The organism is Streptomyces sp. NPDC043908 (genome assembly GCF_056435525.1).
Genome location: NZ_JBWKEI010000009.1, coordinates 272685 through 293466 on the forward strand (window position 1 = coordinate 272685; position 20782 = coordinate 293466).

10 protein-coding genes are annotated in these 20782 nt (G+C 71.4%); 9 read left to right on the forward strand and 1 reads right to left on the reverse strand.

The annotated features are described in order from the left end of the window. Window positions 1-41 precede the first annotated feature (41 nt). The 3 genes from AC069K_RS21440 to AC069K_RS21450 all read left to right on the forward strand — a co-directional run bounded on the left by AC069K_RS21440 (window position 42) and on the right by AC069K_RS21450 (window position 12388). Entirely contained in the window at window positions 42-10805 is a 10764-nt protein-coding gene (locus AC069K_RS21440) for a LamG-like jellyroll fold domain-containing protein (protein ID WP_478618564.1), read from the forward strand. Between the two features lie 13 nt (window positions 10806-10818). After that, window positions 10819-11400: a hypothetical protein gene (locus tag AC069K_RS21445; RefSeq protein ID WP_478618566.1), complete on the forward strand. Its 582-nt coding sequence runs from the start codon at window positions 10819-10821 to the stop codon at window positions 11398-11400. 109 nt (window positions 11401-11509) lie between these two features. Continuing rightward, window positions 11510-12388, forward strand: a complete 879-nt coding sequence (locus AC069K_RS21450) for a glycoside hydrolase domain-containing protein (protein ID WP_478618569.1) — start codon at window positions 11510-11512, stop codon at window positions 12386-12388. Window positions 12389-12407: 19 nt separating this feature from the next. On the opposite strand, the gene AC069K_RS21455 is transcribed toward AC069K_RS21450, so the two are convergent. Further along, window positions 12408-14882: a YfhO family protein gene (locus AC069K_RS21455; RefSeq protein ID WP_478618572.1), complete on the reverse strand. Its 2475-nt coding sequence runs from the start codon at window positions 14880-14882 to the stop codon at window positions 12408-12410. Between the two features lie 182 nt (window positions 14883-15064). Between AC069K_RS21455 and AC069K_RS21460 the strand changes: the two genes are divergently transcribed. The 6 genes from AC069K_RS21460 (at window position 15065) to AC069K_RS21485 (ending at window position 20724) form a co-directional block, all read left to right on the forward strand. Continuing rightward, complete coding sequence (locus tag AC069K_RS21460; protein ID WP_478618575.1) at window positions 15065-16060, forward strand: glycosyltransferase family 2 protein; 996 nt, start codon at window positions 15065-15067, stop codon at window positions 16058-16060. Beyond that, window positions 16057-16491 carry a GtrA family protein gene (locus AC069K_RS21465; RefSeq protein WP_365105811.1) on the forward strand — a complete coding sequence of 145 codons (435 nt, stop codon included), beginning with the start codon at window positions 16057-16059 and terminating at the stop codon, window positions 16489-16491. Before AC069K_RS21460 ends, AC069K_RS21465 begins: the two co-directional genes overlap by 4 nt. A gap of 68 nt (window positions 16492-16559) precedes the next feature. Further along, window positions 16560-17219 (forward strand): SurA N-terminal domain-containing protein, encoded by a 660-nt coding sequence (locus AC069K_RS21470; RefSeq protein ID WP_358833894.1) that lies wholly within the window; start codon window positions 16560-16562, stop codon window positions 17217-17219. 44 nt (window positions 17220-17263) lie between these two features. After that, entirely contained in the window at window positions 17264-18235 is a 972-nt protein-coding gene (locus tag AC069K_RS21475; protein ID WP_365105808.1) for a nucleoside triphosphate pyrophosphohydrolase, read from the forward strand. A gap of 134 nt (window positions 18236-18369) precedes the next feature. Further along, window positions 18370-19605 (forward strand): cytochrome P450 family protein, encoded by a 1236-nt coding sequence (locus tag AC069K_RS21480; RefSeq protein ID WP_365105902.1) that lies wholly within the window; start codon window positions 18370-18372, stop codon window positions 19603-19605. A 132-nt stretch (window positions 19606-19737) separates the two neighbouring features. Further along, window positions 19738-20724 carry a transglycosylase family protein gene (locus AC069K_RS21485; protein WP_478618578.1) on the forward strand — a complete coding sequence of 329 codons (987 nt, stop codon included), beginning with the start codon at window positions 19738-19740 and terminating at the stop codon, window positions 20722-20724. The last annotated feature ends 58 nt before the right edge of the window (window positions 20725-20782 follow it).

Here is a 20782-nt window from a genome sequence, read left to right on the forward strand (position 1 = left end):
CCCCACGGCGGCCCTCGCTGTACCGCCGCCGTCACAGACGTGTGGCGCTGCTGCTGCTCACCAGCCTCGCGCTGATGCTGACCACCCAGCAGGCCATGGCCGACGACGCCCATCTGGGCCGGATATCCCTGCCCAGTCTGCGCTCCGTCACCGCCTGGTTCAAGGACCCGCACTGGGGCTCGCTCCCCGAGCAGCAGGGCGGTACGGCCGCCGGTCACGGCCACCACACCACTGCCGCCGCCACCAAGGCGAACAAGGGCAAGGGGCACAAGCCGGGCAAGGGCCGCGGTGAGCTCGACGCGTACCACCCGTACGCGAAGGCCACCAAGGGCGGCAAGAGCCGCTCGGCGCAGGGCTTCAACTCCAAGACCAGCCGTCGCAATCCGGTCAAGTCCACCCGTACCGCCACGGTCTTCGACAACGCGGACGGCACGCTGACCCGGCAGGTCGCCATGACGCCGGTGAACTACAAGGACGGCGAGGGCAAGTGGCAGCCCATCGACGTCGACGTGAGAGCCGGGCCGGACAAGCGCTGGCACGAGAAGGCGAACTCCCTCGACGTCGACTTCGCCGCCAAGGCCGCGGACTCCGCCCTCGCCTCCTTCGCCACCGACGGCTCGCACGCCCTCAGCTACGGCCTCCAGGGCGCGGCCCCCGTCACCGGCACCGCGCATGGCTCCCGGGTCACCTACGCAAACGTCCTGCCCGGGACCGACCTGGAGCTCGCGCCCACCGCGACCGGGCTCAAGGAAGCGATCGTCCTGCACTCCGCGCAGGCCGGCAACGTCTGGACCTTCCCCCTCGACCTCAAGGGCCTCAGCCCCCGCCAGGCCCGGGACGGCTCCATCGACCTGGTGGACACCGCCGGCAAGACCGTCGAGCGCATCCCCTCCGCGTACGCCTACGACGCGAAGGTCGATCCGCGCTCCGGCGACCCGGCCACCACGCACTCCGTGACCTACCAGCTGGTCCGCCAGGGCGCGAGGACCGCCCTGAAGGTCACCCTGGACCCGCGCTGGCTGCACGACCGGGCCCGCGTCTTCCCGGTCACCGTCGACCCGACCGTCACCGACGGCTGGACCACCACCTACGCCGAGTCCGGCGCCCCCGGTGACCACTCCTCCGAGCAGACGGTCAAGGTCGGCTCCTACGACTCCGGCCCGCACTCGGCGGCCGCCTACGTCAACCACTGGTACAACACCTGGGACGGTACGAAGGCCACGGTCACCTCGGCGACCCTGCACCTCTTCGACACCTGGGCCTCCACCTGCACCCCGGAGCGCTTCGACGTCGCCCTGGTCACCCAGGCCTGGAAGCCCGAGACGGTCACCGGCTACCCCGGCCCGTCCTACGGCTCCTCCATCGGCAACGCCACCCCGAGCGTGCCCAAGGCCTGCGCCAACACCGGCGCCGACCGGACCGTGGGCGACTGGGTGGACGTGCCGCTGGCCACCAGCGCCATCCAGGGCTGGTTCAACGGGACCACCGCCGACAACGGCCTCGCCGTCTACGCGGCCACCAACGACAACCTGCACTGGAAGCAGTTCGGCTCGTTCAACGACCCGGCGCTCGGCCCGTACATGTCGGTCACCTACACCGGCAACGCGGCCCCGCAGATCTACCAGCAGTACCCGAACAACAACGCCGTCGCGGACACCACCACGCCCCACCTGACCGCCTGGGCGGGCGACGACGTCACCACCACCCCCCAGTACGTCTTCCAGGTCTACGACAACACCAACACCAAGGTCGCCGACTCGGGCCTGATCGCCAACGGCGACTGGACGGTCCCGGCGGGCAAGCTCAAGTGGGGCCAGACGTACTACTGGACGGTCCAGGGCTACGACGGCTCGCTCTACACCCCGGCCGCCGACTGGTACGCGCTCCAGATCCAGGTGCCCCAGCCGGTGATCACCTCGGGTCTGTCGCAGAACAGCGGTGACCACGGCTTCGACGCCTCCAGCGGCAACTACACCACCAGCGACACCGACGCCTCGATCTCGACCGTCGGCCCCAGCCTCGACGTGGTGCGCGACTACAACTCCCGCGACCCGCGCTGGACCGGCTCCTTCGGCGCCGGCTGGTCGGCGATCTTCGACACCCGCGCCACCGAGCAGTACAACGCCGCGGGCACGGTCACCGGAGCGGTCGTCTCCTACCCGAACGGCTCGCAGGTCGGGTACGGCAAGAACGGCGACGGCAGCTTCTCCTCCGGCTCCGGCCGCTACTCCACGTTCAAGTCGGTCACCGGCGGCTACTCGCTGACCGACAAGGACGACACCGTCTACACCTTCACCCAGGCGCTCGGCTCCGGCGGCTACGGCATCACCTCGGTGACCGACGCCAACGGCCGCGCCCTGACCTTCACCTGGTCCGGCGGCCACGTCACCAAGATGGCCTCGGCCGTCTCCGGACGCGCCCTGAACGTCACCTGGTCGACGCCGTCCGGCGCCGCCGCGGCCCACGTGGCGACCGTCGTCACCGACCCGGTCGTGGCCGGCACCCCGTCCACCGCGCTGACCTGGACCTACGGCTACACCGGCGACCAGCTCGTCTCGGTCTGCCCGCCGTCCACCACCACCGCCTGCACCAAGTACACCTACACCGCGGGCTCCCAGTACCAGAACGCCTCGCTCGACCTCGACCCGCGCGCCATGTGGCCGCTCGGCGAGGCCTCGGGCACCGTCGCCCAGGACGCCGTCCTCGGCAACGAGCACACCCTCGACGCCACCTACAAGAACGTCACGCTCGGCCAGGCGGGCCCGCCCAACGGCGGCACCGCCGCCGGCTTCAACGGCACCACCTCCGCCGTGGCGCTGCCCAACGACACGGGCAACAACACCGACTCGGGCGCCCTGTCGCTCTGGTTCAAGACCTCGGCGGGACCCGGCGTCCTCTACTCGTACGCCTCGCAGCCCATCGACGCGGGCAACGCGGCGGGCTACTACACCCCGTCGATCTACGTCGGCAGCGACGGCAAGCTGAACGCCGAGTTCTGGTACAGCGGCGGCATCGCCCCGCTCACCACCTCCGCCTCGGTCGCCGACGGCAAGTGGCACCACGTGGTGCTCTCGGCCGCCGGCAACTCGCAGTCGCTGTTCCTGGACAACGCCAAGGTCGGCTCGCTCGCGGGCACCGTCTCCATCAAGAGCGGCACCGCCTTCGGCAAGAACCAGCCGTTCAACTACCTCGGCACCGGCTTCCTCGGCGGCAACTGGCCCGACCAGCCGCACCAGAGCAGCACCAGCAAGACCGGCTACGCCACCTACTTCAACGGCTCCATCGCGGGCGCCGCGTGGTACGACCGCCCGCTGGTCGCCGCCGACGTCAGCGCGCTCTACAACTACGGCACGCACGCCTCCAGCCTGCTGTCTTCGGTCACCCGCCCGTCCGGCAAGACATACGCGGCGATGACCTACGACCCGGGCACCGCGGCGCTCACCCAGCTCACCGACGAGAACGGCGGCGTCTGGAAGATCGGCGCGCCCACGGTCACCGGCTCCAGCCAGACCTACCGGGGCGCGGTCCTCGGCGGTGCCCCCGCCACGTACTTCCGCTTCGGTGAGGCGGCGGGCGCGGGCAGCGCGGTCGACGAGACGCGCGGCGGCGACGGCACGTACAGCAATGTGACGCTCGGGGCCGCAGGGCCCTTCGGCGACCACAAGACGGCCGCCTTCAACGGCACCAGCTCCTTCGTGAAGGTGCCGGACGTCCAGACGGGCAGCACCTCCGCCTCCGCCGAGCTGTGGTTCTCCACCACGCGCGGCGGCGCGATCCTGATGAACGCGCAGAACGCGCCGATCGGCGGCACGGTCACCTCGACCACCCCGCAGCTGTGGATCGGCACCGACAACAAGCTCTACGGCGGCTTCTACACCACCTCCGGCTCCGTGCAGATGGGCACCACCGGCACGGTGACCGACGGCAAGTGGCACCATGTGCTGCTCTCCGCCACGGGCAGCGCCCAGACGCTGTACCTGGACGGCACGCAGGCGGCCACCAAGACCGGCACGGCGGCCCTGGCCACCGGCGGGCGCACCACCGACTACATCGGCGCGGCCACCACCGGCTCCGGCTGGGCCGGTCTGCCCTACCCGGCGACCGTGTACTTCAACGGCTCGCTGGCGGAGGCCGCCACCTACCGGACGGCGCTCACCGCCCAGGACGCGGCCGCGCACTTCCAGGCCGCGAAGAACTCCACGGGCCTGCTGCCGGTCTCGACGGTGAAGGTCACCTCCCCGGCCAACGCCACCCTGACGTACCAGTACGACGTCACCCACAACAACCGGACGCTGACCGAGACCGACGGCCTCGGCAACACCACCAGCTTCGGCTACGACACGGGCGGCTTCGAGCACACCGTCACCAACCCCAACGGGGCGATGACGGTCACCGGCCACGACGTCCGCGGCAACACGGTCTCCACGACCTCCTGCCAGAACCAGGCGGCCAACGCCTGTTCCACGGAGTACTTCAGCTACTTCCCGGACGACACCACCGCGCAGCTCACCACCGCCGACCCGCGCAACGACATCCTGCTCACCCGGCGCGACGGCCGTTCGGCCTCCGCGACGGACAACACGTATCTGACGTCCTTCGGCTACGACAGCGCGGGCAACCAGACCACCATCACCGGTCCGGCCGTGGCGGGCTTCCCGAACGGGCGCACCACCACGACCGTCTTCAGCGACGGCACCGCCACCTATCCGGCGGCCGACGGCGGCAGCGTCCCCAAGGGCCTGCCGGTGAGGACCATCAGCCCCGGCGGGGCGGTCAACTCCGTCTCCTACTTCAAGAGCGGCGACGTGGCCTCGACCACGGACGCCGGCGGCCTGGTCACCTCGTACACCTATGACGGTGTCGGCCAGGTCCTGAGCAAGAAGGTCGTCTCCGACACCTACCCGGCCGGGCTCACCACGACGTACACGTACGACGCGGACGGCCAGGTCGTGCAGGAGAAGGACCCGCAGCTCACCGACCGGGTCACCGGCGCGGTCCACGCGGCGGTCTCCACCACCGTCTTCGACGTCGACGGCAACATCACCTCGCAGTCGGTGGCGGACGGCAGCGGCGGCGACTACACCCGCACCGAGACGCAGACGTACGACGCGTACGACCACGTCGCCACCAAGAAGGACGCGAACGCGAACGCGGGCGCGGCCAACGGCAACACGGTCACCTACACCTACGACAGCCAGGGCAACAAGACCAAGGAGGTCTCCTCCTCCGGGACCGAGATCCGCTACACCTACGACGACAACGGCCAGCTGCTGACCCAGGGCGTCATGTACGCCGGCGACCCGGTGAGCCCGCGCTCGCCGTCGCTGCTGACCGAGTCCTCGCGGGCCTACGACCCGGCGGGCCGCCTCGCGTCGGTCACCGACGCCATGGGCTCGACGACCTCGTACACCTACACCGACAACGGTCTGACGTCGACGGTCACCAAGAAGAGCGCCGACGGCACCAGCTCCACCGTCCTGGAGTCCAACACCTACGACGCGGCGGGCAACCTGCTCTCCAGCGCCACCGACAACGGCGAGACGGTCACCACCCACACGGTCGACGCGGCCTCCCGCAACACCTCCACCACCGTCGACCCGGGCGGAGTCGCCCGGGTGACCAGCGTGTCGTACACGCCGGACGACGAGATCGCCACCGAGAACGACCACGACTCCTCGGGCTGGGACCGGACGGTCACCAACGCGTACGACGCGATGGGCAACAAGATCGCCGAGACGCTCTACGGTGACGCCGCCGGGCACCCGACCGGCTGGTGGAAGCTCGACCAGAGCTCCGGCTCGACGGTCACCGACGCCTCCGGCTCCGGCAACACCGCCGCCGCCACCGGCGTGACCTGGAACGACTCCGCGGCCACCTTCGCGGGCACCGCGGGCCAGCAGATCGCCACCAACGGTCCGGTGCTCGACACCGCCGCCTCCTACACGGTCTCCGCGTGGGTGAACATGGCGTCCCTGCCGACCCACAACGCCACGGTCGTGGCCCAGGCCGGCACCACCAACAGCGCGTTCATGCTCCAGTACAACTACGCCCACACCGGCGCGCCGCTGTGGTCCATGGAGCAGACCAGCTCGGACGCGGCCTCGCCGTCGTTCCCGGCCGCCTACTCCACGGCGAAGCCCGTCGCGGGCGCCTGGACGCACGTGGTGGGCGTGTACAACGCCTCCAACGGCGCGGTGCAGGTGTACGTCAACGGCACGCTCTCCGGCAGCGCCACCAACAGCGCTCCCTGGAGCGCGCACGGGCCGCTGATGATCGGCGCCGCCAAGTACGGCGGCTCCGTGGTCGACGCCCTGCCCGGCGGGGTCGCGAACGTGCAGGTCTACCAGCGCGCGTTCACCTCGACCGACGTCACCTCGCTCTACGGCAAGGGACGCGCGGGCGGCACCGCCGCCTCCTCGGACGAGCAGAAGACCACGTACACGTACGACAAGCGCGGTCTGCGCACGTCCATGACGGACGCCAACCGGAACACCACCACCTACGCCTACGACGAGGCCGGGAACCTGGCGGTCACCACCGCCCCGGCCGTCCAGGCGGAGAACGACGGCACCAACCCGCTGACCGTGCGGCCCGTCACCACCAGCGGTTTCAACACCTTCGGTGAGGCCGTCGAGGAGCAGGGCCCCAACGGCGACGTGACCACCACGGCCTACGACGCCAACGGCAACAAGGTCTCCGAGACCCTGCCGCAGTACACCCCGGCCGGCGGTTCCGCGTCGGTCAGCGCGCCCGCCACCTGGACCTACGACAGCGAGGGCAACCAGACGTCGTCGACCTCCCCGGGCGGACGCACCACCAGCTACCTCTACGACCAGCTGGGCCGGGTCGCCCAGGTGACCAGGCCCGACGGCGCCACCGTGCACACCACGTACGACAACGCCGGCGAACCGCTCTCGGTCACCGACGGCACCGGTGCCACCACCCAGGCGACCTATGACTACCTGGGCCGCCAGCTCACCTCCACCACGCTGGAGCGGTTCCCGTCCACCCGGACGCTGACCAGCACCAACTCCTACGCGGTGACCTCGGGCAACCCGTACGGCACGCATGTGTCGTCGACCACGACGCCCGGCGGGGTGACCACCTCGTACGGCTACGACCGGACGGGCCAGACCACCTCCGTCACGGACGCGGCGGGCAACACCACCCGGTACACCTACGACTTCCAGGGCAACCCCCAGAAGACGATCCTGCCGGACAACACCTGGACCCAGACCGACTACAACGCGTCCGGGCAGCCGACGTACAACAAGCAGTACGACGCGGCCGGCACCCTGCTCGCCCAGTCCTCCGTGGACTACGACGCGGTGGGCAACGCGGTCGCCACGACCGACGCCCTCGGCCACACCTCCCGCTTCACCTACGACGCGGCGGGCACGGTCACCCAGGAGATCCAGCCGGTCTCCGCCACCGAGTCGATCACCACCAGCTTCGGCTACGACCAGGCGGGCCACCGCACCCGGTTCACCGACGGGCGGGGCAACTCCTGGCGCTACACCTACACCCCGTGGGGCCAGCAGGAGAAGGTGATCGAGCCGTCCACCGCGCAGTACACCTCGGCGGCGGACACCACCACCACCTTCAGCTATGACGCCGACGGCCGGATGGTGAAGGCCGTCAAGCCCGGCGGTACGTCGACGTCCCTGACGTACGACAAGAACGACCAGGTCCTGACCATGGACGGCCAGGGCGCCGACGCGGCGACCGCCACCCGCTCCTTCGTCTACGACAAGGCGGGCCGGGTCTCCTCGGCCGACACCGCCGAGGCGGGCATCACCGGCAACGCCGACCACCAGTCGGCCACCCACGAGGCGTTCGGCTACGACGACCGCGGCGACCTGCTCTCCGCGACCGGTTCGGCCGGCTCCTCCAGCTTCACCTACAACGCCGACTCGGCGCCGCTGACCCGCACCGACGCGGCCGGCACGACGACGTACGGCTACGACACGGCCGGCCGCCTGTCCACCCTGGACGACGCGGCGACGAACAACCGGCTGACGTACTCCTACGGCAAGCTCAACGAGCTCACCCAGATCAAGTACGGCGCCACCGGCCAGACCCGCACCCTCACCTACGACACGTCTCACCGCCTGACCGGCGACACCCTGATGCAGGGCGCCACCGGCCTCGCCTCCCTCGGGTACGGCTACGACAAGAACGGCAACCTGACGTCGAAGACGACGACCGGGGTGCCGGGCGCGGCGAGTCACACCTACACCTACGACTGGGCGAACCGCCTCACCTCGTGGAACAACGGCTCCACGACGACCGCCTACGGCTACGACGCCTCCGGCAACCGCACCCGGGTCGGCGCGGACGTCTACACCTATGACGCCCGCGACCAGCTGACCTCGGACGGCAACCACAGCTACACCTACTCGGCGCGCGGCACGATGACCCAGCAGGCCGGGTCGGACGGCTCCGTCGCCTTCACCACCGACGCGTTCGGCGCCCAGATCACTGCGGGCACCCACGCGTACAACCTGGACGCGGCCGGGCGGAACATCACCGACACCGACACCGCGACCCAGGGCAGCCGCACCTTCCAGTACTCGGGCGCGAGCAACACCATCGCCTCCGACGGCAACTACACCTACACCTATGACGCGGGGGGCTCGCTGGTCGGCGTCGGCAACGGCTCCTCCGGCAGCGCGCTGGCCCTCACCGACCAGCACGACGACGTCATCGGCACCTTCACGGCCGGCGCGAACGCGCTGTCCGGCTCGGCGAGCTACGACCCGCTGGGCAAGGGGATCGGCACCAACACCGTTCTGGGCCACCTGGGCTTCCAGTCCGGCTGGACCGAGCCCGGCTCGGGCGACGTGGGCACGGCCTCGCGCTGGTACAACCCGGCGACCGGCCAGTTCCGCAACAAGGACAGCATCTCGCTGAACCCGGTCCCGAACTCGGTGTCCGCGAACCCGTTCGCGTACGTCAACGACAACCCGCTCGCGGGTACGGACCAGTCCGGCAACTGCTCCTGGTACGACGTGGTGTGCGGCGCCAAGAAGGTGGCCCACAAGGCCGCCGCGGTCGTCCACCACGTGGCGGCGCCGGTCTACCACGCCGCCGTCCAGGTGGTGCACCAGGTCGTCCAGGTCGCCAAGCACGTGGCGAAGAAGGTCGTCCACCGCGTCCGTGACGTCTACCGCGCCACGGTGCGGGTGGTGCGCCGCGTCTACCACTACGCCGTACGCAAGGTGAAGCGCGTCTACCACGCGGCGGTGCACGCGGTGCACACCGCGTACCACAAGGTCACCAAGACGGTGAAGCGCGTGGTCCACGCCGCGAAGAAGGTGGCCAAGGCAGCGGTCCACACCGTCGCCAAGGCGGCCCGCACGGCCTATCACGCCACCGTGAAGGCGGCGAAGACCACGGCCACGTTCGTGAAGCACCACGCGGCCGCGATCACCTCGTTCGTGGTCTCCACGGCGGTCTTCATGGGCTGCGAGGCGGTCACCGCGGGCGTCGGCTCCATCGGCTGCGCGGCGGTCGCCGGAGCGGTCGGCTCCCTGGTCACCCAGGGCTTCGCGTGCGCCCAGAAGGGCGGCGACGAATGCAGCGTCGGCGCGTTCGCGGGCTCGGCGATCGAGGGCGCGGCGTCCGGCGCGCTGGGCGGCGTCCTCGGCAAGATCGGCGGTTCCCTCCTGGCCAAGGCGGCGCCCAAGGCGATGAAGGCCGTGGGCGGGCTGTTCGGCAAGGGGGCGGCCGCGGAGGAGACCGCGGCACGGGACGCCACGGAGACGGCGGCGTCGCGGGCCCAGGCGGAAGGTGCCGGTGGACGCAGCGAGATGGGCGGCGGCTGCAGGGTCGGCGTTCCGCACAGCTTCACCGGCAACACCAAGGTGCTGATGGCCAACGGTTCGACCAGGGCCATCGACAAGATCAAGGTCGGCGACTCGGTCGCCAACGCGGTGCCGGGTGTGTCCGGCACGGAGTCGCACAAGGTCACCGCGGTGATCGTCACCAAGACGGACCGCGACTTCGTGGACGTCACGGTGAAGGCGGCGAAGCGCGGGGCGAAGGTCAAGAAGGCCGTCCGCAGGGCGGCGCTGGGCCTCGCGGCCTCGGCGGCGGTGCTGGGCGCGCTGACGGCGGCCCCGCAGAAGGCGCAGGCGGCGGAGGTGACCGCCAAGGGCGACCACCTCACCACCACGTTCCACCACCCGTTCTACGACGCCACGCAGTCGGCGTTCGTGGAGGCGAAGGACCTCCACGCGGGCGACGTCCTCCAGACCCCGACCGGCACGGCCGAGGTCACGGGCGTCCGCCTGTACCACGCGAACACGGTCACGTACGACCTGACGGTCGGCGGTCTCCACACGTATTACGTGGAGGCCGGGGACACTCCGCTCCTGGTCCACAACTGCAACGGTTCGTCCACGCCGGACCCGATGCACCTCCAGGCGCGGGTGGACGCGATGACCAAGAAGATGGGCGCCGGCGCCCGTTGGAAGACGGTCGGCGGTCTGCACGTGCCCGAGGGCAACGGCATGGACCTGTTCGCGGTCGGCGCTCGGAGCGAGATCACCGATGCTCAGATCGCCCTCGCGGACGCGGCGGACGAGGGGCTGCGCGTCTATCCGCGGCTGCCCAGCAAGTCCAAGGCGCCGCTGATCCTCGGGCACAACCACGCGGAAGGAAAGCTGTTGACGGAGTCCATCAACCTGGGGGTCACACCGCAGCTGCTGATCGCCAGCAACGACTTCTGCGAGGAGTTCTGCGCACCGTTGATCAGGCGACTCGGCGGTAAGATCGTCACCCCGAGATTGGCCAAGTGGTAGGTGGATGAGGCGTATGTCCAGTCATGGAGTCCCCGCTGACCGGTTGCCGGCGGAACGCTGGTTCTCGGTCGCCGTGGCCACCAGGGTCAACTCGGTCGTGTCGATCTTCTTCGAGAAGTACGCACGGCAGGACGACTCCTTCGCGGCCGTCCAGTCCGTCGAGTCGGCTTGGCGTGAGCTGGGCGGCCAGGGTGAGGAAGCAGCGTTCCAGGAGGAGTCGGTTCCGTTGGTGGACCGGCTCCGGGACCGGGCCGCGGAGAGCGGTCACCCGTCCGGTGCGGCCGTCGCGGCAGCGCTCGACGCCACCCGGGCGGTCGCCGCGTACCACGCTGAGGGCGACCCACGGGTACGTGAGGTCCAGGGCGCGGCACTCGCCGTGGCCCTGGAGCTCGACCGCAACGGCGTGGTACCGCCGGAGGGGCACTCCTGCTGGCTGGCCTTCGAAAGCGAAGGCCAAGCGGAGCTGGCGTCCCGGGTATTCGCCCGGGACGCGGGCTTCACGCCACGCGACGCGTTCGAACTCAGGATGACGAGCGGTGAAGAGTCGATGCACTACCGCGAGGCGATCCTGAGCTGGGTGCGCGACACCCACTGAGTACACGCTCCGCAGGGCGACGAGCCGGATCTCCGGCTCGTCGCCCTGTTTCCGCTCTGCGCCCCAACGGCTTCGGCCGTCCGACTCCTCCGAGTACTCCAGGAGCTTTGTGTCCAAGCACCGCACCACCAAAAACCACCGCACCATAGCCATGGCCCTCGGCGGCGCCGCCCTCCTCGTGGGTGGGGCGCTCACCGCCGAGGCCGCGTCCGGGAGCGGGAGCGCGTCCGGGAGCGGGGCCGCTGCCGCTGGTCCCGCCCGGCCCGTCTCCCTCTCCAAGCCCGCCACCTACACCGGCCGCGCCTTCGACACCTGCACCGCCCCCACCCTCGCCCAGATGAAGGCGTGGAAGACCGCCTCCCCGTACGGCGGCGCGGCCGTCTACATCGGAGGCAGGAACCGCGGGTGCGCCCAGCCCCAGCTCACCCCGGACTGGGTGAAGGCGGTCAGTGCCGTCGGGTGGAAGCTCATCCCGCTCTACGTCGGCGCGCAGCCGCCCTGCAAGTCCGGCAGCAACCCGGAGAAGATGACCGCTTCCACCGCCGCCTCCCTGGGGGCGACGGACGGCGCCGACGCCGGGGCCAAGGCATCGGCGCTCGGGATGCGGCCCGGCAGCCCGGTCTACCTCGACATGGAGGGGTTCGACACCGCGAACACCTCCTGCAAGGACACCGTGCTCACCTACACCCGCGCCTGGAACAAGGCCCTGCACGCCAAGGGCTACCGCACCGGCTACTACGGCTTCGCCTCCTCCAGCGCCGCCGCCGTCGCCGCATCGACGCCCGGCACCGACATGCCGGACGCCATCTGGTACGCGGCCTACGACGACGTGGAGTCGACCACCACGGGCTACCCCTTCGGGACCAAGTGGGCGGGCCACCGCCGGGGCCACCAGTACGCCATCAACAAGAAGGAGACGTACGGCGGCGTCACCCTCACGATCGACCGGGACGCCTGGGACGGCCCGGTCGCCGTCGTGGCGAAGTAAGACGTACACCCGCGGCGGGTCAGGGGCGCACCGGCGTCCCGGCCCGCCGTTTGCGTACCGCCGCCCACACTCCCGTACCGACCAGGCCGGCAAGACCCGCCGCCCCCGCCGCCGAACCCGCCTTCAGGCCCGGCGGGCGGAAGGCGCAGGCGACAGTGGAGGGGGAGCCCCCGCGCAACTCCACCGACACCAGGCCCAGATACGACCCCGCGGGCTCGGCCGCCGCCCCGTTCACCGCGCACCTCCACCCCGCGATCCCCGGCATCGCGAACACCGCCGTCCCGGCGGCCCCCGCGGGCAGCACCGCCCGTACGCGGCTGCCGGTGACCTCCACCTCGCTCGCCCCCGTCGTCCGCAGCCGTTCCACCGCCGCCGTCAGCGCACCCCGGTCCAGACAGCCGAGCCGGGCCTTCTTGTACGCGGGGCGCAGCTCCACCCGCGACGACGGGCCCGCCGAGACGCCCAGCGGGGCCAGGGCCGCCCGCCGCTTCGGGGCGCCGCCCCGGAACTCCACCCACCGCCCGGACGTGCCCAGCCGCGCCCACCCCGTGTACTCCGGCGCCCACAGGAACGCCTCCTGCCCGGCCGCACACCCCTCGGCGACCGTACGCGGCAGCGTGTACACCCGCGCCCCGAGCAGCATCTCCTGATTGCGGAAGGGGGAACTCCCGTACCGCACAGGCCCATTCCCGCCCCGCACCGTCACCAGCGGCGGCACCGGGGCGCGGGTGACCGTCGCCGCCCCGCTCTTCTCCGCCCGCACCCGCGCCCCCACCGCGAACACCGCGTCCGTGACCGGGTTGTCCAGGCTCTGGAGGGACCGGCCGCGCGAGGTCCAGCCGCCGCCCAGCGCCGTCATGGTCCTGGTCAGCACGTCCGGCGTCAGGCTGCTGTAGTAGGACGCGCCCTCCCCGCCCACCAGCAGCGGATCGTTGCCCGTCAGCTGGCGCCGGCCGGGGTCCGTGCGGTACGCGGGCCAGCCGTCAGCCCCGGACACCGCCTCCTCGCGCGCGTCGTGCGCCGTGCCCCACGCCGGGTAGCTGTCGAGCCGGTGCAGCCGCTCCCGGTCGCCGTACGCCACCGTCACCGCCGCCTGCGCGGTCTGCGCCCCGGCCAGGAGCACCACCGCCGCCAGCGCGAACGCCCGCCGGCCCCGCACCCGCCGGGCGGTCACCAGCGCTCCGAGCACCGCCGCGAGCCCACCGGCGTACAAGGGATAGGACCACGGCGAGACCAGTTCGCTGGAGGCCGCGCCGGCGCCGATCGCCCCGAGCGCCCCGCCGCCGCCGAGCAGCGCGCGCCGGTCCGGCAGGCCGTCCGCCACGCAGATCCACGCGGCGATGACCAGGATGCCGCTCAGGACGAACGTCTGGCGGTACGGGCTGCCGTTGGGTGTCTGGAAGGCGTGCCAGGCCAGATGCGTCGGCTTCCACTGGAAGGAGAGCGCGACGAGGAGGGCGAGTCCCGTCCACGCGTACCGCTCGCGGTCCGGCACCGCGCGGTGGAACGCCAGCGCGCCCGCGAGCAGCAGCGCGCCCGTGCCCAGGAACAGCGCGGGGCTGGAGAAGCTGTACGTCGCCGGGAGCCAGCGCGCCAGGAAGTCGCTCCACGGGACCGGGTCGAACTCCTTGTTCCAGCCCGGGTACGCGTGCTTGGTGCCGAGGAAGACCGTGAAGAGGAGGGGGGCGGACAGTCCGATGCCGAGCGCCGTCGTCCACCCGGCGCGGGCAAGCGCCCACACCCGGGCCCGCACCCGGGCCCCCGTCCCCTCGGGCGGCTCCTCCAGGAACAACCGCACCAGCAGGACCAGGGCCGCGCCGATCGTCGCCATGTACGCGGTGTAGAAGTTCGCCGTCCAGGCCAGCGCCACCACCACAGGACCGGCCAGCGGGCGGGTCCTGGTCCGGGCCCACTCGCCGGCCAGGCAGAGCATCGGGAAGGCGATCAGACCGTCCAGCCACATGGTGTTGTAGGTCGCCTCGATCACCGACCAGCCGCAGAGCGCGTAGGCCGCCCCCAGCACCCCGGCCACCCAGCGCCGGCCGACGCCCGGGCGCAGGGTGAGCAGCAGGACGGTCATGGCGACGGCCGCCGCGGCCATCTTCAGGACCGTGATCACATACACCGCGAGGTCGATCCGGTCGCGCGGGAACACCCCGACCAGCAGCGCGAACGGGCTGCCCAGATACGTACCGATGTCGGGCAGGAACGATGTGCCGTACCCCGACTGCCAGTTGACCAGAACGCCGCCGTGGGCGCGGCCGTGCAGCAGGTCCCACAGATGGGCGTGGAACGGGACGAACTGGTTGCCCAGGTCGTTGACGCCGCGGGTGTGCCGCCCGAAGGGGAAGGTCCGGGCGACGGCGTCGGCCGCGCACACCGTGACCGCGGTGAGCAGCGCGGCGAGTGCGGACGCCCGTGCGCGCGGGCGTCCGGATCCGGCGGGCGCGGCCGGGGCGGCGGGGGGAAGCCGGACGGCTTCGAGAGTCGGCATAAGGAGGTCCTCTGCTGTTCGCTGCCGTCGAATATGCCGGACCGGCGCGGGTAAATCAGCGGGGCGGGCGCTCAGTTCACGTAATCGACGCCCCGCCGTCATTCGGTGAATCCGCCCCGGACGTCTGCCCCGGTTGTCCTTCGTTGACTGCCCACACGACTCCGTATCGACGGGGGAGAACCGTGCTCATCTCGATTGTCGTGCCCTGCTTCAACGAAGAGGAGATCATCGGTCGCTTCCACGACCAGGTGACCAGGGAAATCTCCCGGCTCGACGCGGAATTCGAGCTCCTTTACGTCGACGACGGCAGCAGGGACCGTACGTTCCCCCTGCTCCAGGAGATGGCCGCCCGCGACCCGCGCGCCCGTTATGTCTCCTTCAGCCGGAACTTCGGCAAGGAGGCGGCGATGCTCGCCGGGCTGCGGCACGCCGCCGGGGACGCCGTGGTGATCATGGACGCCGACCTCCAGCACCCGCCGGAGCTGATCGGCCGCATGCTCGACCTGCACGCCCAGGGCCACGACCAGGTGATCGCCCAGCGCACCCGCAAGGGCGACCGCGTCACCCGCACCCTCACCGCGCGCCTGTACTACCGCCTGATCAACCGCCTGGTCGATGTGGAACTGGTCGACGGCGTGGGAGACTTCCGCATGCTCTCCCGCAGGACGGTCGACGCGGTGCTCGAACTCACCGAGTACAACCGCTTCTCCAAGGGGCTCTTCGCCTGGGTCGGATTCCGCACCACCACGTTCGGTTACGAGAACGCGGTACGGGAACAGGGGCGTTCCGCCTGGACGTTCGGAAAGCTCCTGAATTACGGCCTGGACGGGATGATCTCGTTCAACAACAAGCCGCTGCGGGCGGCCGTCTATCTCGGCATGCTGCTGCTCGGGATCGCCACGGCGTATTCCGCGTGGATCGTCGGTGTCGCGATGGTGAACGGCGTGGACACCCCCGGATATGTCACCCTGCTCGTCGTCGTCACCGCGCTCGCCGGGGTGCAGATGGTGATGCTGGGCGTGGTCGGTGAATACGTCGGCCGTATCTATTACGAGGTCAAGCGCCGTCCGCACTTCCTGGTGCAGGCGACGAACGTGCGGGGCGCCACGGCCGGGGAAGCGGCCGCGGACGGGCGGCTGCCGCACTCGCGCCCCGGCCGGGAGTTCGCCCGCCGATGACCCGGGGAACCGCCGCCCAGATCGTCCGGTTCGCCCTGGTGGGGGCGGTCAACACCGGGACGTACTACGGCCTGTACCTGCTCTTCCTGCCGCGGGTGCCGTACGTGGTCGCCCATGTCACGGCCTTCCTGCTGGCCATGGTCGGCTCCTTCTTCCTCACCTCGTACTTCACCTACCGCACCCGGCCCACCTGGCGGAAGTTCCTGCTGTTCCCGCTCACCAACGCGGCCAACTTCGTGATCACCACGACCGGGATGTACGTGCTGGTGGACCTGCTCGGCCTCAGCAGCACCTGGGCCCCGCTGATCGCCGCGGCGGCGGCGATCCCGGTCACCTTCGTCCTCTCCCGGACGATCATGCTGCGCCCCGAGACCCGCGCGGCGCCCGAATCGTTGGACGAATCAGTGGCCCACACCACCGAGACTGCCTAACATCGATCACCGCAAGGTCATAGGTCATCTGGTCGCTGCACTGTCGCACGATCCGCCGGGAGGCTCCTTTGCACCGCCGCCGTCGCACCGCACTCGCCCTCTGTGTCGCGCTCCTCGGCGCGGGGCCACTCCTGACCGCCTGCGGCAGCGAGGCCCATCCGGGCGCCGCCGCCGTCGTGGGGGGCGACCGCATTCCGGTCTCCGCGCTCCAGGCGCAGGTCAAGGACGTCCGTACGGCGCAGGAGGCCTCGCCGCAGTCCGCCCAGCTCATCCGCAACACCGGCCAGCTCAGCCGCGCCAAGCTGCACGGGCTGATCTTCGACAAGGTGCTCGACCGGGCCGCCGCCGACGCCGGGGTCAGCGTCAGCCGCAAGGAACTCCAGCAGGCGCGGGCCGCGATGGCCCGGCAGGCGGGCGGCGAGCAGGCGTTCGCCGCCATGCTCCTCCAGCAGCGCGGGGTCGCCCCCGGCCAGATCGACGACGCGGTGCGCGAGCAGGTGCAGCTCACCAAGCTGGCCGCCGCGACCGGCGCCGACCTCGCCACCCCGACCGGCCAGGCCTCCGTCACCAGGACGCTCACCGAGGCGTCCAAGAAGCTGAGCATCGACGTGAACCCGCGGTACGGGAGCTGGGACGACAAGGCGATCCAGCTCGCCGACACCAGGACGCCGTGGATCGCCCAGGTCACCAAGCAGGCCCCGGAGCGGGAGGCCCCCGTCACCGGCTGACGGGGCGGAGCGGGCGCGGCGGGCGGCCGGGGTAGGTTCGAGAGGTGACTCTCGAAGAACCCGGCCGCGTCGTCCTGCTCACCGCCAGCCACCGGGTGGCCCCCGGACTGCTGTCCTGGCCCGCGTGGCAGACGCTGCGCGCCGCCGACCGGGTGCTCTGCGCCGACCCCGGCCACCCGCAGCTGCCGTATCTGCGCGAGGCGGGCGTCGAGGCCGAGATCGCGGAGCCGGACGCCCAGGAGCTGGTCGAGGCGTGCGCCGGCGGCCGTACGGTCGTCGTCCTCCCCTCCGGCGAGGGCGACCGCCGGCTCACCGACGGGCTGGCCCGGCTCGCGGGCTCCGGCCGGGTCGCCATGCCCGACCTGGAGCTGCTGCCCGGCTCCTACGACCTGCCCGGCGCCCGGCTGCTCGACCTCGTCCAGGTCATGGACCGCATCCGCCGCGAGTGCCCGTGGTCGTCCCAGCAGACCCACAAGGGGCTGGCGAAGTACGCCCTGGAAGAGGCGTACGAGCTGGTCGAGGCGGTGGAGGAGGGCGACCGCGACGAGCTGCGCGAGGAGCTGGGGGACGTGCTCCTCCAGGTCGTCTTCCACGCCCGCATCGCGGAGGAGGGGGACGCGGAGGACGGGGCGGACCCGTTCTCCATCGACGACGTGGCCGGCACGATCGTGGAGAAGCTGATCCACCGCCATCCGCACATCTTCGGCGACGCGCACGCGGAGACGCCCGAGGAGGTCAAGGAGCACTGGCTGCGCCAGAAGGCGGCGGAGAAGGGGCGCGCGTCGGTGACCGACGGCGTTCCCCTCGGCCAGCCCGGCCTCGCCCTCGCCGCCAAGCTGGCGTCCCGGGTCCGTACGGCGGGCCTCGACGTGCCGCTGCCCTCCGGTGAGGGCATCGGCTACCGGCTGCTCGCCCTGGCGGTGGCGGCGGAGGCCGACGGCACGGACCCGGAGGCGGCCCTGCGGGCGGCGGCGCGCGCGTACCGGGACGCGATCCGCACGGCCGAGACGAGCTGACGGTGACACACCCTTCGCCCCCGCCGGGCCGGGACCCGGGCGCACACCCCGACCAGGCCCCGAACACGCCACCGGGCCAGGACCAGGGCCCGGGCCAGACCCCGCCCCCGCCAGGGGCACCCCCCGCCCCCGAGATGTTCACCTGGGAGTTCGCCACCGACCCCTACCCCGCCTACGGCTGGCTGCGGGAGCACGCGCCCGTGCACCGCACCACGCTGCCCAGCGGGGTCGAGGCGTGGCTGGTGACGCGGTACGCGGACGCCCGGCAGGCCCTCGCCGACCAGCGGCTGTCCAAGAACCCGGCGCACCACGACGAGCCCGCGCACGCCCGGGGCAGAACGGGCATCCCGGGCGAGCGCAAGGCCGAGCTGATGACGCATCTGCTCAACATCGACCCGCCGGACCACACCCGGCTGCGGCGGCTGGTGGCGAAGGCGTTCACGCCCCGTACGGTCGCCGAATTCGCGCCCCGGGTGCAGGAGTTGACGGACACCCTCATCGACCGGTTCGCGGCCGCAGGGGAGGCCGACCTCATCCACGAGTTCGCGTTCCCGCTGCCCATCTACGCCATCTGCGACCTGCTGGGCGTGCCGCGCGAGGACCAGGACGACTTCCGGGACTGGGCCGGGATGATGATCCGGCACGGCAAGGGCCCGCGCGGCGGGGTGGCCCGCTCGGTGAAGAAGATGCGCGGCTACCTCCTCGAACTCATCCACCGCAAGAGGGAGAACCCGGGCGAGGACCTCATCTCCGGCCTCATCCGCGCCAGCGACCACGGCGAGCACCTCACCGAGAACGAGGCCGCGGCGATGGCCTTCATCCTCCTGTTCGCCGGGTTCGAGACGACCGTGAACCTCATCGGCAACGGGATGTACGCGCTGCTGCGCAACCCCGGGCAGCGCGAGCGGCTGCAGCGCTCGCTCGCGGCCGGGGAGTCGGAGCTGCTGGACACCGGCATCGAGGAACTGCTGCGCTACGACGGGCCCGTGGAGATGGCCACCTGGCGCTTCGCCACCCGCCCGCTGTCGATCGGGGGCCAGGACATCGCGGCGGGCGACCCGGTGCTGGTCGTCCTGGCCGCGGCCGACCGCGACCCCGACCGCTTCCCCGACCCGGACACGCTCGACCTCGGCCGCCGCGACAACCAGCACCTCGGCTACGGCCACGGCATCCACTACTGCCTGGGCGCGCCCCTGGCCAGACTGGAGGCGAGGACCGCGCTGGCCACCTTGCTGCGACGCCTTCCTGACCTGCGGCTCGCGGCGGATCCTGCCGATTTGCGCTGGCGGGGCGGGCTGATCATGCGCGGACTGCGCACCCTTCCGGTCGCGTTCACGCCCGCCGGAACTGACGATCCGTCAAAACTGTGACTTTGGCGTTATCGCGGGTGCATCGACTTGTGACAAGCGTTCGAGTACGGCTACGTTCACCCCTCGACTCGCCACACCGGGCGCACCGCCCGGCCCGGCGGTCACAGACGTAGTCACACGGAAGGCCACAGCATGCGCTCCGGGAACGGACGGCACCGCCGACCCCGCCAGGCTCCCGCACTCGTCGTCGCGGCGGGGGTGACCGGCTCGGCCCTCGCCCTTCCGCTCTTCGCGGCGAGCGGCGCGAGCGCCGCCACCGCGTCCACCTGGGACAGCGTGGCGGAGTGCGAGAGCGGCGGCGCGTGGAGCGCCGACTTCGGCAACGGACTGTACGGCGGGCTCCAGTTCTCTCAGGAGACCTGGCAGAACTACGGCGGTACGGCGTACGCGGAGCGGGCCGACCTGGCCAGCCGGGCGCAGCAGATAGCCGTCGCCGAGAAGGTGCTCGCGGCGAAGGGCCCGAAGGCCTTCACCAGTTGCTCGGGGATCTCCGGGCTCACCGCGGGCGGCGGCGCCCCGGCCGTCGACCCGGGCGCCACGCCCTCGCCGTACGTCCCCTCCGAGGAGGGGGCCGCGACCCCGGACGCCACGGCCACGCCGTCCGCGCCCGCCAAGAAGCCGCCGGCGTCCACCACGCCGTCCCCGTCGTCCTCGACCGCCCCCAAGCCCTCCACGACGCCCTCGGCGCCGTCCACGGGCGCGAGCGCCAAGCCCGGCTCCGCCGACGCGAGCGCCCCGGCCGGGACCGCCGACGCGGGCACCGGCTCCGCCTCCGGCGGCAAGCACCGCGGCACCCCCGACCCGGCCGAGACCGGCACGCCCGCGGCCACCGAGCCGGGCAATACGGACAACGCTCATGAATCGGGGCGTCACGCCTCGCGAGGTGACGCCGAGTCACGCGAGTCGGGCGACGTACTGGCCGCCGAAGGCGACTACACCGTCCGCCCCGGCGACAATCTGTGGGACATCTCGCGCACGCACAAGGTCGAGGGCGGCTGGTCCGCGCTCTACAAGGCGAACGAGAAGACGATCGGCGCCGACCCGAACCTCATCGTGCCTGGCCAGAACCTTGATCTGAACCTGGCAAAGACGGACAACCCGGCCCCGGCCAAGGGGTAGTTCAGGGGCCTATGTCCACTTCTGTGCAAGTGAGACAAGGGTCTCTTTCCGTCAACTG

Excerpts from the sequence above, each read along its gene's own strand:
- AC069K_RS21445 (WP_478618566.1), top strand. The coding sequence starts at position 10,819 with ATGTCCAGTCATGGAGTCCCCGCTGACCGGTTGCCGGCGGAACGCTGG.
- AC069K_RS21455 (WP_478618572.1), bottom strand. The coding sequence starts at position 14,882 with ATGCCGACTCTCGAAGCCGTCCGGCTTCCCCCCGCCGCCCCGGCCGCG.
- AC069K_RS21465 (WP_365105811.1), top strand. The coding sequence starts at position 16,057 with ATGACCCGGGGAACCGCCGCCCAGATCGTCCGGTTCGCCCTGGTGGGG.
- AC069K_RS21480 (WP_365105902.1), top strand. The coding sequence starts at position 18,370 with ATGTTCACCTGGGAGTTCGCCACCGACCCCTACCCCGCCTACGGCTGG.
- AC069K_RS21485 (WP_478618578.1), top strand. The coding sequence starts at position 19,738 with ATGCGCTCCGGGAACGGACGGCACCGCCGACCCCGCCAGGCTCCCGCA.